General features: G+C 35.3%; 13 protein-coding genes and 1 tRNA gene. 8 read left to right on the top strand and 6 right to left on the bottom strand.

Annotated features, from left to right (window positions below; translation table 11 throughout):
• Window positions 1–2: 2 nt before the first annotated feature.
• The 5 genes from HZR84_08835 to HZR84_08815 all read left to right on the top strand — a co-directional run bounded on the left by HZR84_08835 (window position 3) and on the right by HZR84_08815 (window position 6,525).
• A complete protein-coding gene (locus HZR84_08835) occupies window positions 3–419 on the top strand; it encodes an SRPBCC domain-containing protein (protein QNL22040.1) in 417 nt (138 codons plus the stop codon).
• A 78-nt stretch (window positions 420–497) separates the two neighbouring features.
• Window positions 498–680, top strand: a complete 183-nt coding sequence (locus HZR84_08830) for a hypothetical protein (GenBank protein QNL22039.1) — start codon at window positions 498–500, stop codon at window positions 678–680.
• A 25-nt stretch (window positions 681–705) separates the two neighbouring features.
• On the top strand, window positions 706–1,059 hold the full coding sequence (locus tag HZR84_08825; GenBank protein ID QNL22038.1) for a DUF4260 domain-containing protein: 354 nt from the start codon (window positions 706–708) through the stop codon (window positions 1,057–1,059).
• Window positions 1,060–1,263: 204 nt separating this feature from the next.
• Window positions 1,264–4,959, top strand: coding sequence for a hypothetical protein (locus HZR84_08820; protein ID QNL22037.1), 3,696 nt, complete (start codon window positions 1,264–1,266; stop codon window positions 4,957–4,959).
• A gap of 39 nt (window positions 4,960–4,998) precedes the next feature.
• Window positions 4,999–6,525 (top strand): T9SS type A sorting domain-containing protein, encoded by a 1,527-nt coding sequence (locus tag HZR84_08815; GenBank protein ID QNL22036.1) that lies wholly within the window; start codon window positions 4,999–5,001, stop codon window positions 6,523–6,525.
• A 1-nt stretch (window position 6,526) separates the two neighbouring features.
• Here the strand turns inward: HZR84_08815 and HZR84_08810 are convergent, their stop codons facing one another.
• Genes HZR84_08810 through HZR84_08800 form a run of 3 tightly spaced genes read right to left on the bottom strand, consistent with a single transcriptional unit; the run spans window position 6,527 to window position 7,950 of the window.
• Window positions 6,527–7,012, bottom strand: coding sequence for an N-acetyltransferase family protein (locus tag HZR84_08810; protein ID QNL22035.1), 486 nt, complete (start codon window positions 7,010–7,012; stop codon window positions 6,527–6,529).
• Window positions 7,013–7,030: 18 nt separating this feature from the next.
• Window positions 7,031–7,249: a hypothetical protein gene (locus tag HZR84_08805; GenBank protein QNL22034.1), complete on the bottom strand. Its 219-nt coding sequence runs from the start codon at window positions 7,247–7,249 to the stop codon at window positions 7,031–7,033.
• A gap of 14 nt (window positions 7,250–7,263) precedes the next feature.
• Complete coding sequence (locus HZR84_08800; protein QNL22033.1) at window positions 7,264–7,950, bottom strand: adenylate/guanylate cyclase domain-containing protein; 687 nt, start codon at window positions 7,948–7,950, stop codon at window positions 7,264–7,266.
• Window positions 7,951–8,091: 141 nt separating this feature from the next.
• Here HZR84_08800 and HZR84_08795 point away from each other — a divergent pair, with 141 nt between their 5' ends.
• Complete coding sequence (locus HZR84_08795) at window positions 8,092–8,775, top strand: NUDIX hydrolase (protein ID QNL22032.1); 684 nt, start codon at window positions 8,092–8,094, stop codon at window positions 8,773–8,775.
• Window positions 8,776–9,226: 451 nt separating this feature from the next.
• Here the strand turns inward: HZR84_08795 and HZR84_08790 are convergent.
• Window positions 9,227–9,301: transfer RNA gene (locus tag HZR84_08790), tRNA-Val, on the bottom strand.
• Between the two features lie 223 nt (window positions 9,302–9,524).
• On the opposite strand from HZR84_08790, the gene HZR84_08785 reads away from it, so the two are divergent.
• A complete protein-coding gene (locus tag HZR84_08785; protein QNL22031.1) occupies window positions 9,525–11,963 on the top strand; it encodes a hypothetical protein in 2,439 nt (812 codons plus the stop codon).
• Here the strand turns inward: HZR84_08785 and HZR84_08780 are convergent.
• Both HZR84_08780 and HZR84_08775 read right to left on the bottom strand, forming a co-directional pair.
• A complete protein-coding gene (locus HZR84_08780) occupies window positions 11,956–12,750 on the bottom strand; it encodes a hypothetical protein (protein ID QNL22030.1) in 795 nt (264 codons plus the stop codon). The two genes, HZR84_08785 and HZR84_08780, sit on opposite strands and share 8 nt — an antisense overlap.
• A gap of 80 nt (window positions 12,751–12,830) precedes the next feature.
• The gene (locus HZR84_08775) at window positions 12,831–13,535 is read right to left on the bottom strand and encodes a DUF547 domain-containing protein (GenBank protein ID QNL22029.1); all 705 of its coding nucleotides are present in this window, start codon (window positions 13,533–13,535) and stop codon (window positions 12,831–12,833) included.
• A 157-nt stretch (window positions 13,536–13,692) separates the two neighbouring features.
• Between HZR84_08775 and guaB the strand changes: the two genes are divergently transcribed.
• Window positions 13,693–15,159, top strand: coding sequence for an IMP dehydrogenase (gene guaB / locus HZR84_08770; GenBank protein QNL22028.1), 1,467 nt, complete (start codon window positions 13,693–13,695; stop codon window positions 15,157–15,159).
• The last annotated feature ends 53 nt before the right edge of the window (window positions 15,160–15,212 follow it).

Here is a 15,212-nt window from a genome sequence, read left to right as displayed (position 1 = left end):
TAATGGAAACCGTCAAAATTCGCCAGGAAATAGATTTTGAAATCAGCCCAATGTCTGTGTATAAGGCATTAATGAGTTCCAATCATCACGCAGCATTTACTGAAGCTGAGGCTGAAGTTGATAATGAGGAAGGTGGTAAATTTCAGGCTTATGACGGATACATAATTGGTGAAAATATTCAGTTAAGACCCGGCCAAAAGATAGTTCAGAAATGGAGAGCCATCGAAGAAAACTGGCCAGAGAATCATTGGTCTAAAATAGAATTTCATTTGGAAGACAATGAGGAAGGCGGAACACGATTGATTTTTATACAAACAGAATTGCCAAAAGTAATTGCAGAAAATGTTTCAAATGGCTGGCATACCTATTACTGGAAGCCAATGAAAAACTATTTCAAAACGCATGGAGAACTGACTTAAATCATCTTCAATTTGTCATAAATCATTCTTATTATCATTTGGGATGAGCAATTTCACATGGAATTAATCATCTACAAAATGAAAAATCAGATTAGAGATAATGGCCCAAACAGCGCGGTTTATGGCCTGGGCTTGATAGGCGCACTGGTTTATTATATTTCTACAGCCACAAGTTTTGGAACAGGTGTTCTGGGTGTTTTAAAAGCCCTGGTCTGGCCTGCATTTTTGGTTTATGAGGCTTTTTCGAAACTAGGTGCCTGAAGAATAATTATATTGCGTATAAAAAATGCGCATTACATTAAAATTAGAAGAGCTGTTGATGTTTATGGGCTCAATATTTCTCTTCTCTCTCTACGACCTGGCCTGGTGGTGGTTTCCCTTATTAATACTTCTTCCGGATATTGGAATGCTGGGCTATCTCATTAACACCAAAGTGGGAGCCATCAGTTACAATATTTTTCATCATAAAGGAATAGCCATTTTGATTTTTCTGCTAGCGTTTCATATGGAATCACATATTGGGGAACTTACAGGAATTATTTTATTTGCGCATTCCAGTATGGATAGAATATTTGGTTATGGACTGAAATATTCAGATGATTTTAAGCATACGCATTTGGGTTGGTTGGATTATAGATAAGTAGAAAAATTGCGTTGTATTGTTTTTTAAAGTATGTGGTTCTAAGGGAATCAAATAATTTTTCCTTAGATTTAATAAGTTGAATTACAGATTCAACTAACAAAATTTCGGAAAAAGCCAAGCTCATGATATAGTTGGTGCTTCCAATTTGGCCATCCAATTCAAATTAGAGAAGTAACTATAAATTAACTATAAAACTATGTTATGAGATTTTTATTCAAAATTTTCACCTTTCTTTTTTTTCTGGCATTTAATTTGAACATTCATGCACAAGTATTGGACTTCAGTTGCGATGTTCCAGATATTCCAACTCCTGATACTTCAATATTTCAATCACCTTATCATGAACGAAGTAATAATTTCAATTGTGATTTTCCCTTATTATCCAATCGATGTCATAGCCCTATATCAGATCACATGAAATATTTTTCACCTGGTCAAACTAATGTCAAAACTATCAACGTGAGGTTTGTAATATTTCAATGGGAATTAAATGATCCGAGAAATTTTGACAAAGACAACACAACTGATGTTCAATTTCTGGATAATTGGATTTTTAAAGCTAATAATCGTTTAAGTGGCTTAATTCAATCTAATAATCCTGATTGTGATTTCGCTGAAGCAGGTTGTAATGGAGTAATTGCTGTTAACTCCCCTTCAGGTTGGAATGATCTTAAAATCAGGCTAAGAAGACATGATATAGTAGAAATCGAAGATCAATATTATTGGGACTTGGAAAATTTCCCAACTTGTTACCTAGATGCAAATTACATATCTGTGACCAAGTACAAACAACATATGACCAATACTTTAGGTTATGTGCCTGATGATGCCATAGTTGTATTTTTATCAGGATCGGAAACGGGTTATCAAAATTACGTCTTAAATAATCAACTAATTACAAACCCTCCTTCAAATTATTGGGGAGGTTCAGGTTGCGCTTCATGGCCAAATTTTAATAATCAATATTATCGAGCTTCTATACATGTTGGAGATTTATGGTGTAAGTGGACAGGTATGAAGAATGGAGCTTTTTGTTCTCCTTCAAATCCAAATTCACCTTGTTGTGATCCTCCACCTTTTGGTTGCGGTAGTTGGGCCGCCAGTGCAGGTGGTTTAGTTCATGAATTAGGTCATATTGTAGGTCTATGGCATACAGACCACACTTCTTCATGTGCGAATAATATAATGGACGGTTCTGGTAATAGTTCTAGAAACTATTTATTTGATAGACAGATGAGTCAATGGCACAGGGGTTTTGAACTTTTTGAAGCGAGAGATTATGTGAACGAGTGTTATCCTGGCCCGATCAATTTGGTTATATCATCTGATGAAATTTGGACACATGATAGAAAGTTATACCAAAACTTAGTTATTGAAGCAGGCCATACTCTTACGATCAGTTGCATTCTTAGAATGCCTCGGAATGGAAGAATTATTGTTGAACCAGGGGGTAAATTATTGGTCGATGGAGGAATTATAACAAATTTCAACAATGAAAATTGCGGTAACGAATCATGGCAAGGAATTGAAGTATTGGGAACTGCGGGATTAAATCAATCTCTCACGGCGGGGAACCAAGGGGTAGCTGAATTTAAGAATGGAGCTATAATAGAGAACGCTTTAACAGCAGTGAGAAATTACAGTTTAGATTGGACACCTTCAAACAATATTCCTCAACAATCCGGTGGAATAATTATAGCTAATAATTCATTTTTTATTAATAATTCTAAATCGGTCTTGATGAAGGATTATATTAATTATCTATTATCCAATCCTAGCACAATCCTGCCGGATTTAAGTTACTTTAGAGACTGCCAATTCATTAACGATGATCAAGGTCCAGGGAATGGACAATTCTATTCATTTGTAGATCTGAAAAATGTGCATGGAGTAAAGTTCATGGGTTGTGAGTTTAAAAATGAAGAACCTACCGGTGGAAATGGTATTCTGGCGCTCGATGCTGGATTCATAGTAAAACCTAAATACTCCTCACCAGGAGCGAAAAGATCGAGTTTTACTAATCTTAAATACGCCATCAATGCTCTTGGGACAGGTTCCATGGAAACCTTTGCAGTTGATCAAACAGATTTCTTTAATAACCAATGGGGAGTATTTATCAGTGCGGTTGATGATGCTTCAATTACCAGATCTAATATAGAAGTAGGCGATCCAATGAATTTGGGTAACGATTTATCCATTGGAATTTGGTCATTAAATTCTTCAGGGTATCAAATAGAAGACAATGTTATTTCTGAAAGTTTAAATCCGGGATATGAAGATATAGGAATTAGAATACAGAACTCAGGACCAGAGGCCAATGAAGTTTATTATAATGATATAACAGAAATGACACAGGCAGTTTCAACTAGGACCATTAATAGGGGGCTTCTTGGAGCAGGTGTTTTCCCATTTACTGGATTAGAAATAAAATGTATAGATTTTGATTTTAACGATTTTGATGTTTTAGTTCTTGATGACATTACCCAAGGCATACCTTTAAGTGAATATGGCATCAAACAAATGCAGGGAAGCAAGTCTTTCTCGGCGAGCAATATTTTTGATTCAGATGGTACACAACCTGGGAGTCACTACAATGTAGAAACACCTAGTGCTGTTTTATATTATTGGCATCAAGGAGGGCAACCTCAACATACATTAGGAACTTTTACTCTGCCTAATTCTTCAAGTCAGTTCAAATGTGATCAACCATTTCAAATTGGTGGAGGAGGAACTGACCCAATTGACCCGATTGTACTTAGTCAATCTGAATTTCAAGCCATAGAATTTGAATATTATCAATTAGATACTTCTTACGCTAATGCTTACTTCACTTATGAACAGATGATTGATGGAGGAAATACACCTGCTCTTTTGACTCAAATTCAACAATCATGGACCCAGGATGCATGGTCTTTCCGAGATGATTTATTGTCAAGCTCACCATTGTCGCAAGAAGCATTTTTAGAAGCCGCCAATACAGGTATTCTACCGGATGCTCTTTTACTCGAAGTAGCCTTGGCGAACCCCGATGCTACAGAAAGCGAAGATGTTCTGAACATTCTTCAGTATGAAATACCAAATACTCTTGATCAGCAATCCATCGATTTAATACAGGCTAATTGGGGACAAGAAACTCCTTTAAGTGCATTAGAAAGCCAACTCGGTGAAATATTAAATACTATGGAAAAGCATAATAGAAGAATTTTAAGATCCATTCAATTCGATTCTACTGGATCAGAGCTTGATTCTTTGCATTTTTACTTAAATAGGAATGTTACACTTAGAAGAGCATATAGGAATGCAAACTGGAAATTGCAATCAGGAGACTATGAAGAATCAGCTAGCCTACTAGATTCAATCGAAAATCAACTTCCTTATAACACATTTCTTTTGGAGCAACACAACAAAGCAGAAAACTGGAATACTTTGAAATCTACATGGTATAGTAGCGGCAAACCTATTGAGTTTTTAGATTCAACAGATTTAACAAGTTTGCAAAATTTATCTTCATCTTTAGATTATGTAGGCACAATGTCGCAAAACTTATTATACTATGTTTTTGATATTCCATTTCCTGAACAAAGTGACGAAATTAACAACTCAGGAAAAAGGGGTATTTCTGGGAACACTTTTGAAAAACCAAAATTTCATGTAAAGGTATTTCCCAATCCGGCAAATGAATATGTAAGTTTTACATTCTTCGGTGCTAATTCAAAAAAGTTGACGTTAAGAATAATTGATCAAAAAGGTTCAATAATGAAAACTCTTGATATTTCTTCTGAGGACAATAGAGTTAAGTCAATACCAACTTCTGAATTTTTAACTGGTCAGTATTATTATCAATGTATTGATGAGGAAGGCAATTCAGAATCAGGAGCATTCAATATAAACCATTAATTTTATTGGCGGTTGAGTTATGACTTGACCGCCATTCTTATGATAAAAGTAGGTTTCATAATTAGTTTAATTTCGTTAGTTCATGCATTGGTTTTTGGACAAATAAATCAAAAAACCACATTTGGAAATCTATGCGCTTTGGGTTTGTCAGTTTTGCATGAGGATAATTCTATTTTCGTAACTGGTAGAGTTTGTCAACCTTATCAATCCTCTGCAGTTATTAGAAGTATTTTTGCTGAGTACGATGAAAATGGAAATCTAATATTCCTGGATCAAAATATTGGAGATAGTCTTCAATCATATCGTTCTATGAAAATTCTCTCTAATAGAGAAAAAAGCAAATTTCTAATTGGAGAGTATTCATTTGATAGCACGGCTAATGAGCTTCAACTTGGTATTTTTATTCATAAAAGAGATAGCAATAATCAGGTAGTATGGACAAAAGAATACTTCGATACATTAGATTACGTTTATCTCATTGTACAAGACGCTGCAATTCTTGAAAACGAGCTTATTGCAGTTACTGGAGCTTACGTATTAAAAGGTGATTCTATTCAACCTGGAAATCCAAGTTTTGAAGATTCGGATATCTTTTTGATGCTCTTTGATTCTTCAGGGGATTACATCAGTACATATAGATATGGTAACAATCAAAGTCAAGATGAAGGTTATTCAATTATAAATGACGGCCCGAATAGTATTCTAATAGGAGGTGATAAGCAATTCCCAGGTGGAAGCTTATATTCTTGGGTATTACAATGCGATTATTCAGGACAAATCCTAAATGAGTATTTAAGCTCTTCAAACAATATTATCGGCGCTCAAGAATTAATTAGGACAAAAGATGGAGGTATTGCCTACATATCATCAAAATTTGACGGTGGTTTTGGTTATAAAATATATGCACAAAAAATTGACAGTTTTTTTAATCTGCAATGGACATATGAATCGAATGCACCGTTTAGCTCTGAAACTTATGGATATACGATAGATGAGTTGAGCTCAGGTGACTTAATCATTGGAGGAGAGAAATATGGGAATCTTTTTGAACCCGATACGAACGGATATTATGGGTTCTTACAAAGGCTTTCTTTAAGTAATGGCGATAGTACTTGGGAAAGAAGTTATGGTCTTCTCAACAATGGAATCCTAAATGAATTTGATGCTTTTTTTGACACCCACATTGATGATGATAAGATATATGCAATAGGTGAAGTGACGAATCCTTTTAGTCCAAACCCTCCTCAACAGGAATTATGGTTAGTTTCTGTAGATACAAATGGTTGTCCTCATCCAACTTGCATTGTCGGATTGGAGGAAATTAGAGAATTTGAGAATCTGAAAGTCTATCCTAATCCTACCAGTAATAATTTGAATGTTCAAATTGACACTTATAATGAAGATTTATTATTCAGCCTTTATGACATTCAAGGAAGCCTTCAGTTCCAACAAATTCTTAAATCAGATATATCTACCATTTCGCTTTCAAAAGTTCCTAAGGGGCTTTACATCTTTGAAATTAGGAATGGAAAACAAATGGATAGAGGGAAGATTTTAAAGGAATGATCTAATCCAAAATCTTCTCCCAATAGCCAACATCAATATACTTTCCGAATTTAAATCCGGTTTCCTTGAAATGGGCCACCTTTGTATATCCCAATTTTTCATGCAGGGCCTGACTGGCAGCATTCGGTAAAGAGATGCCCCCGATCAAGGCATGATATTTTTTGTCGATGAGAATATCAATCAAATGCTTATAAAGCGCATAGCCAATACCTTTTCCCGTAGAGCCATTTCGCAGGTAAATTGAAGTTTCAACAGATTGCTCATAAGCACATCGGTTATTCCATTTATTGGCATAGGCATAACCCTGGATTAGGCCATTTTCCTCATTTACCAGCCAGGGAAAAGCGGGGATTACATCTTTCATGCGTTTTTGCATATCCTCCTCACTGATCTGTTCGGTTTCAAAGGAGACTATAGAATTTTCTATATAATAATTATAGATGTCAGCAATTTGACTTGCATCCTTCAATGTTGCCCGACGTATCATTGTATTGAAGATAAGGAATTATTCAGGCAGAGGTTCACAAATTATACCAACATTTTTACATTGATCAATAACTGCCCTTTCGGAAATAACCTGAGCGCATTCAATTCTCAAAACCTTGTCAATATCCATGAAATCTACATTCCAGTCTAATATTTCTGAAAGATTAGAAAGTGCTTTCTTGACAGATACCAATTTATCTGATGAATCGATGTCGGACTTCAAAATGATAAGATTCATGTGATTAACATTTTTTAGACTAAAGAATAAACTTTGTGCATTCCTTCTTTTCCCTTCGCCCTAATATTAAAAGATTTTTGAACGACAACGTCTTTTTGTATCTGTTGGTATAAATTCTCAGAAACTAAAAAATTTGTTTTAAGGTATTTATTGGCTTGTTCTATTCTTGAAGCGAAGTTTACAGAGTCTCCGATTGCGGCGTGTTTGTGCATTCCGGGAATTCCAATGCGTTCCCAGATTATTTCACCTGAATGACCTCCAATCCGGATATTAAATTCTTCATGACATAATTCCTTAGCTCTGGGTTTAAAAGCCTTTACTGCCTCCTGAAGCTCCATAGCAGCCTTAATTAGGTTTTTAGGATGTTTCTTGCTCCCATTCAAACCAAATATGGCCAAAAAGCCATCGCCATAATAATCAATAATACTTCCATTGTATTTCTGAATAATTCTGCCTGCGATTTCGTAGTATTCTTTTAACATTTTCGCAATACTACTGGCACTGTTTTTATCACTTAGATGTGTAAAATCGGCGATATCAACAAAAAGAATAGACACAAATTTCTCAATGGCGATATCCTCAACATTGGTGGAATCAATGAAATTATTTTCAAATCTTGAATTCAGATCTTCATATTGGTTGTTTTCAGAAAAATAGCAGAAAACAGGATTGGTATTATCGTTGAATAAAGCTTGAAGCATTTTATTTTTGTGTTATTATGACACAAATATAGAATAAACATTTATATGTCAAAAATATTTTGCGTTTTTTTTACACAAATAATTTTTTTCTTTGTTTACTGATTGTAAGGCTAATTTTTAAATCATTATTTTTACGTGAATATGACACAAAATATAAAAGTGGCCGTTGATGCCATTGTATTTGGATACAGCAAAGACAATGGAGTTTCTATACTATTAATTAAAAGGAAATACCCTCCCTTTAAAGGCTCATGGGCGATCCCCGGTGGTTTTGTGCTTGACGATGAAAGTCTTGAAAGTGCTGTAAAACGTGAACTGGAAGAAGAAACAGGTATTAAAATCAAGTTTCTGGAACAACTCTATACCTTTGGCGAACCCAATAGAGATCCAAGAAAAAGGGTAATATCCATTGCTTATTTTTTATTGGTCAAATCAAACTCCTTCAAACAGTTATCTGCAAGTACTGACGCAGAAGAAGCGGCATGGTTCAATATTAAAAACTTACCCCATTTGGCATTTGACCATAAAATAATACTAAATACAGCAATAGAAAGACTGAGAAATAAAATCAGATATCAGCCGATCGGGTTTGAATTATTGGATAAAAAATTTCCTTTTTCGGATCTTGAACAATTATACGCCACACTATTAGACCGCCCAATTGACAGAAGGAATTTCAAACGTAAAATCATAAGTTTAAATATTTTGGATGAATTGGAGGAAAAAGTAAAAAGTGACGGTGCCGGTAGACCAGGAAACCTATACTCATTCAACCAAAAGAATTATGAAGAATTAATAAAAAAAGGAATGCATTTTGAAGTGTAAACAAAAAAATCTCGCAATTTCTTGCAAGGCTTTTGATTGTGGGCGCTGAGGGATTGGCTCCTTCGAAATAAATTCGGGATCGCCGAATTAAATACTCGGCCCTTGTAACCAATCAAAAGCTAATCAAATTGGCCTTCATGATTGAGGATTGGCTCCCCCGCAATAAATACGGGGTCGCCGATCCCTCTTCGCCGACGAAGTCTAAATGCGAAATCCTCTAGTGCTATCGCACTATGGGATTTTTTGTTTACCTCCTTCGCTCAAATAAATTAGGATTGGCTCCCCACTCGGGTCGCCGATCCCTCTTCGCCAACGAAGTCTAAATGCGAAATCCTCTAGTGCTATCGCACTATGGGATTTTTTGTTTACCTCCTTCGCTCAAATAATTTTGGCTTGTTTGTAAACAAAAAATCCCCACTTGCTACGCAAGCGAGGATTTCGCATTCTTTAGTGGGCGCTGAGGGATTCGAACCCCCGACCCCTTGGGTGTAAACCAAGTGCTCTGAACCAACTGAGCTAAGCGCCCTTTTTATCGTCTTAAAGAAGATCAAATCAGAGAGCTTGTCCTGTAGGATTCACATCGTGAATTACTTCAGGGCTAAGCGCCCAAATTATATATCCTTAAAAAAGGGACTGCAAAAGTAAATCCTTTTTGATATGAGGCAAAGAATTTGGAATATTTTTACAAAAAATATTTAAATAACAATGATTATTGAAATAGATTCGTTTTCCGCTATAAATGGCCGTCTTTGCGTAAACTAAAAATCATATTTGGGGCATTGCTACTAGTGTTCATTCTGAGTTCAGGGGGAATTGTCACTTATTTTTATTTTAATCAAGATAAAATAATTCAGGCCTTCGTCAATGAAATCAACAATTACCTTGACGTGGAAGCAAAAGTTGAGCAAATTAATCTCAATATATTTGAGCATTGGCCATATGTCGCCGTTGAATTAAACAATGCATCAATTCGGGGAGCGAACTGTGGTATTTCTGAACCTTTATTAAGTGTAGAAAAGCTTTCAATTCTTGCCAATCCAATTGCGATCTTCAAAGGTGATTTTAATATTCGTCACATTTATTTAGAAAATGGCCGAATTTACATTTTTCGAGATCAGCGATGCAGTAATTACGATATCTTTAAAAAAGAATCAGAAGGAGGAGAAGAAATAAAACTTGAGAGAATAATACTCTCCAATATATTTCTGGACTATGAATCGCGAATAGAACATCAAAACTTTAAATTCTATTCTGAAAGGGCTAATATCTCAGGTCAAATAAAAGAAAATGAAATTATCGCAGATCATAGCGGTAAATGGAAAGTTTTAGAATTAAAATCAGATAATATTGAATTTGATTCTGAGGAGCTTATCGAATTAAGTCACAATTTCAAGATGGGTCTCAAATCTAAATTCATTCTTATTTCGGACCTCAAATCTTCCCTGTACGGTTCAAATATTGAAGGTGAGGCTGTTTTGGACTTATTGGGCAACCAGAGTGAAATTTCTATTGCTTCCAAAGAATTTCAAATAGAAAAACTTTATGCTTTTCTAAATCAGGATGCAAAAAAATACATTAATGACTATAGTATAAAAGGAAATTTCGCTTTTGATATTACGCTTAATGGCAATATTTCAAAAAATAATTGGGCCTGCGATTTAAATATTAAATCGCAGTCAATAAAATTAAAACTCAAAAATCCGGAGCAAGGATTCAGAATAAATGAACTGAATGCCAACTGGAACTTTTCCAATCTGTCAAACTGGAAAAGTTCTACTTTAAATCTGCAGTCAATTAGAGGGAAAAATGATATTTCTGATTTCTCAGCTTCATTAAAAATTCAGGACTTTAATAATCCCACTATAAAGGCTCAACTATTTACGAGTCAAAAAGTTGATTTTATTTCCAAATTTTTACACCTGCCAATTAAAAACAATGCTAAAGGCACAATAGATATTGATCTGGTTTATAATGGCCATTTACCAAATAAAAAATCAGGTTTCCCCAAAAATGCTGAGCTCTCCGGTATTCTCACTTTAAACCATGTTCAATTTGAGACAATTGAACCGAGTGTTTTGATAAAAGACATGAATGGGCAACTGGTTTATGATAAAGGCTTATTGACAATTCAATCGCTGTTGGCAAGTACAGTGAACAGCCACTTTAAACTCGATGGCACAGTTTCTAATTCAATGGATTACTTTCTCAAAGAGAATTCAAGAATGTTTATTGAAACAAGCGTTACAAGTGACTTTATCAATTTGGAAGAATGGATTAATGACTCTGATGAAAAGAATGAATATATTTTAAAATTACCTGATAGAATCATTCACAAACATCACCTGAACATTAAAAAATTAAACTTCAAACGTTTTAAGGCTCAGAATATCAATGGAGATCTTAGCATCAAAAATAAGACTTTGCATATTGATTCGGTCAGAATGAATGTCGCGGGAGGGCAAATTATGGTCAATATGGATCTTGACGCAAGAAACCCAAAAAGGATTGAATGGTTTACAAGCGGTAAACTAAATAGAGTATTCATCGATAGTGTCTTTTACATATTCAAGGATTTCAATCAGGAATTTATTCAGCAAAGACATCTGGAAGGTCAATTAACTGCCTCTTTCACCGGTTTTATGATTTCTGATGATCATCTTAATTTTGACATGGATAAACATATTTTTTCTATCAATTCGAAAGTTTCAAATGGCCGATTGATTTTGTTTGAACCACTTCAGGCTGTGAGCAAATTTATTAGAGAGGATGATTTGATGAATTTAAAATTTGATGAGCTCGAAAATGAAATATTTATTAAGAACAGTCTAATTACCCTACCTAAAATGTCGATCTCTTCAAATGTCAGAACAATCAATGTTCAGGGCACTCATACTTTTAACAATCATATCAACTACGATTTTGAAATTCCTGTGACAAGGGAAAAAATCGATCGCGATGAAAGATTTGGGCAGATAAAAGATGATAAGAGCGGCAAAACCAAACTGCTTATAAAGTTAACCGGGACAAGTAACGATTATAAGGTCAAATACAATGAAGAAGCATTAAAGGAAAACATTAAAACAGGAATAAAAGAAGAGGTTAAAGAGCTCAAAAAGATATTAAAAAATCAAAAAGAACAAGAAGAGGATTTAGAACTCGATGAAGATGAGTATTTTGATTTTAATTAATTATTCTAATTCCCAGATTATAGGTTTCTCCTGCCCCTTCTCCATCGCTTCCAATCCAAAAATTTGTATATAAACTTTCTATTTCTAAAAAGCCCGGAATTAATTGGTATTTAATTCCAAAGCCGGATTGGTTGAACCAGGAGTAAAAAGCTTCGAAAGATTGCTCACTACTGTTGTAATGGGTCGGCCAATATTCGTTTTGAAAATAAAAGGTCAGGCGATCATTGGCAAACCAACTAAAAAACACACTTGTAGGAGTTTGCATGAAGTTTCTTTCTCTAAAGGAATTTCTGCTGAATGTGTACCATGGCGCCAACTGAAAAAACAGCTGAAAATCATTTCCAATTGGTTTATCAAAAAAGATCTGTGTTATCCACAAAGCATCTCTGTCGAATTCAAGAAAGGCTTTGTTTTTACTTGAATTTTCAAGATCATCCCTTATGGGAAACAATATAGTCGTTTGAATCGAGAGTCTTTTTATTTTATTAAAAGGTGCAATTTTAATTTTTGGCCCTATTCCTGTAATCGTAAAGTCACTATTTTCATGATTGAATCGAAATGTTCTCAATGGATTATCTTTTGGATTGGCTTGCACATGAACAGATTTAAACCAGACGTCAATTCCAATATTTAAATTCGTGCTGACTCCATATAGAAATTGGTGAATTGAACTAAAATAATTCTGCCTGTTTCCATTATCTGCTTTCCTTCCACTATTAAAAGATTTTGTCTGGGTATAAAGGTTGTTAAACAGTTTGTACTCCCATTGTCCTTTTTTAAGAAGCACAGAAGGCGTATAGGTTTGAATATTAAAGTCCTGGGAAATTACTTCGGGATCAGGAAGGGACTGTACTTCCTTTTCCCTAATTACTTTTTTTCATTTAAAGTCCAATCGTATTCATAAAAACTTAATGCAATATTGGTAGGCAGTATATTTTTTCGGTACTTATTAATGAATTTTATATAATTACTTTGTCCACCAAAGTCTTCAGCATACCATTTAAAAATTTCGGAGATGGCAATTTTTGTATCAGAAACTCGCACAAATTCAGGGTCATTAAGACTTTTTATTGTACTCGATTCAATTTGCTTTTCTAAGGATTCGGGATGATACACTGAGGAAATTAGTTCAGGACATGATACAGCTGCACAGACCAGAACGAAATGAATTCGTGGGTCATTGTATTCTTTTCTAAGCTTTATATTCTCAATTTCATTGAGTGTCAAAGCCTCTCCTGCAACCTTATATTTAACTTTTTCGAAAAACCCTTCTTTATCGAGAGGCGATTGAATCGGATAATTATCCACAATTCCTTTGATTACAAGTATGTTATAAGCATTGATGTAAAAAGCTTTTTGCTCTCTTTCAGGGACCTGTTCTAATGAATAAGTAGCAATAAAATTTATCAGCCTATCCAGCACTTTTGAATCTTGTTGAATTTCAGAATAGGCTACTTTACCTTCCTTAACGTATTTTTTTAAAAAAATATCTGATTCTCCAAAAAAATCCTGACCAATTATTGGCATGATTGAGTTGGCAACAATAAGAATTATCAGTCCTAGTCGTATCATTTTATAAATTTTAAAACAATAAGTGAATTATATGATTAATGCCTTGTCCTGTGAATGACATATTTGACCGCAAGCGGTAAAGTCGGAATTATTTGTTTTTTTATCAATTTCAAATACTTAGCTTTGCACCGCAAATAGAATCCCAATTTTGTTTGCAATGAGCCAATCCAATAAAGTAATATTCGAAGCCCTTACCTACGACGATGTCTTGCTCGTACCGGGCTATTCCCAGGTTTTACCAAGAGATACCGAATCAAAATCAATGTTGACCAAAAACATTGCAATTAATGTGCCTATAGTATCAGCGGCGATGGATACCGTAACTGAATACCAAATGGCTATTGCAATTGCAAGGGAAGGTGGAATCGGTTTTATTCATAAAAATATGAGTAAGGAAGCCCAGGCTGAACAAGTGAGAAAGGTTAAGCGTAGTGAAAGTGGAATGATCCTCGACCCGATCACTTTGGAAAAAGACGCATTATTAAAGGATGCTGATCGCATCATGCATGAATTTAAAATTGGTGGGATTCCGGTCATTGATAAAGAATCAAATCTAGTTGGTATAATTACTAACAGAGATCTGAGGTTTCAAAAGAATATGGAAGCACCGGTCTCTGAAATCATGACCAGAATCAATTTGATAACTGCCAATGAGGGCATAAGCCTAAGTGAGGCAGAAGAAATACTCAAAGCACATAAAATTGAAAAACTACCAATTGTCAACAAAGCCGGAAAATTAGTTGGCCTTATTACTTATAAGGACATCTTGAAGAAAAAAGATCGTCCCAACGCCTGCAAGGATAGTTATGGTAGATTGCGTGTAGGTGCTGCAGTTGGAATTACACCCGATTATCTCGAACGAATTGAAGTATTAAAGTCGGCAGGAGTCGACGTGATTGGAATTGATACAGCCCATGGACATTCAAGGGGTGTGATTGATGCATTAAAAAAGGCAAAATCTGAATTTCCCAAGATTGACATTATAGTGGGAAATGTGGCTACCGCGGAAGGGGCAAAAGCCCTCGCAGATGCCGGGGCCGACGGAGTAAAAGTTGGAGTTGGGCCAGGAAGTATTTGTACTACCAGAGTGATTGCCGGAGTAGGAATGCCACAATTAAGTGCTGTAATCGAAGCAAAAAATGCATTGAAAAATAGCGGAGTACCGATTATCGCTGACGGCGGGGTGAGGTATTCCGGAGATATGGTAAAAGCTTTAGCAGGCGGAGCAGATTCTATAATGATAGGGTCATTGCTAGCGGGAACTGAAGAAGCTCCTGGTGAAATCATAATTTATGAGGGAAGAAAATTTAAGTCATATCGAGGAATGGGCTCTGTAGAAGCCATGGAAGATGGCTCTAAGGACCGTTATTTCCAGGATGCAGAAGATGACATTAAGAAATTAGTACCAGAAGGAATTGTTGGAAGGGTACCTTATAAAGGCTTGGTATCAGAAGTGCTCTATCAAATGGTAGGTGGACTCAGAGCCGGAATGGGCTACTGCGGGGCAAAGGACATACCAGCTCTCCAAAATGCAAAATTTGTTAAAATTACCACCGCAGGTGTTCGTGAAAGTCATCCGCATGATGTATTCATTACAAGAGAAGCTCCAAATTACAGTAGGTGATAATAGTTTGGCATCCATCCTATTTGAATTGCATTGAATTATTTCAATCATTC

The organism is Hyphobacterium sp. CCMP332 (assembly GCA_014323545.1).
Lineage (GTDB): Bacteria > Bacteroidota > Bacteroidia > Cytophagales > CCMP332 > CCMP332.
The sequence above is the reverse complement of the archived record's forward strand: the minus strand, read 5'-3'. Positions and strand labels throughout refer to the sequence as shown.

Bases quoted from the DNA above. Each gene is read 5' to 3' on its own strand.
- HZR84_08835 (QNL22040.1), top strand. From the start codon at position 3: ATGGAAACCGTCAAAATTCGCCAGGAAATAGATTTTGAAATCAGCCCA.
- HZR84_08830 (QNL22039.1), top strand. From the start codon at position 498: ATGAAAAATCAGATTAGAGATAATGGCCCAAACAGCGCGGTTTATGGC.
- HZR84_08825 (QNL22038.1), top strand. From the start codon at position 706: ATGCGCATTACATTAAAATTAGAAGAGCTGTTGATGTTTATGGGCTCA.
- HZR84_08820 (QNL22037.1), top strand. From the start codon at position 1,264: ATGAGATTTTTATTCAAAATTTTCACCTTTCTTTTTTTTCTGGCATTT.
- HZR84_08815 (QNL22036.1), top strand. From the start codon at position 4,999: ATGATAAAAGTAGGTTTCATAATTAGTTTAATTTCGTTAGTTCATGCA.
- HZR84_08810 (QNL22035.1), bottom strand. From the start codon at position 7,012: ATGATACGTCGGGCAACATTGAAGGATGCAAGTCAAATTGCTGACATC.
- HZR84_08805 (QNL22034.1), bottom strand. From the start codon at position 7,249: ATGAATCTTATCATTTTGAAGTCCGACATCGATTCATCAGATAAATTG.
- HZR84_08800 (QNL22033.1), bottom strand. From the start codon at position 7,950: ATGCTTCAAGCTTTATTCAACGATAATACCAATCCTGTTTTCTGCTAT.
- HZR84_08795 (QNL22032.1), top strand. From the start codon at position 8,092: ATGACACAAAATATAAAAGTGGCCGTTGATGCCATTGTATTTGGATAC.
- HZR84_08775 (QNL22029.1), bottom strand. From the start codon at position 13,535: ATGATACGACTAGGACTGATAATTCTTATTGTTGCCAACTCAATCATG.
- guaB (QNL22028.1), top strand. From the start codon at position 13,693: ATGAGCCAATCCAATAAAGTAATATTCGAAGCCCTTACCTACGACGAT.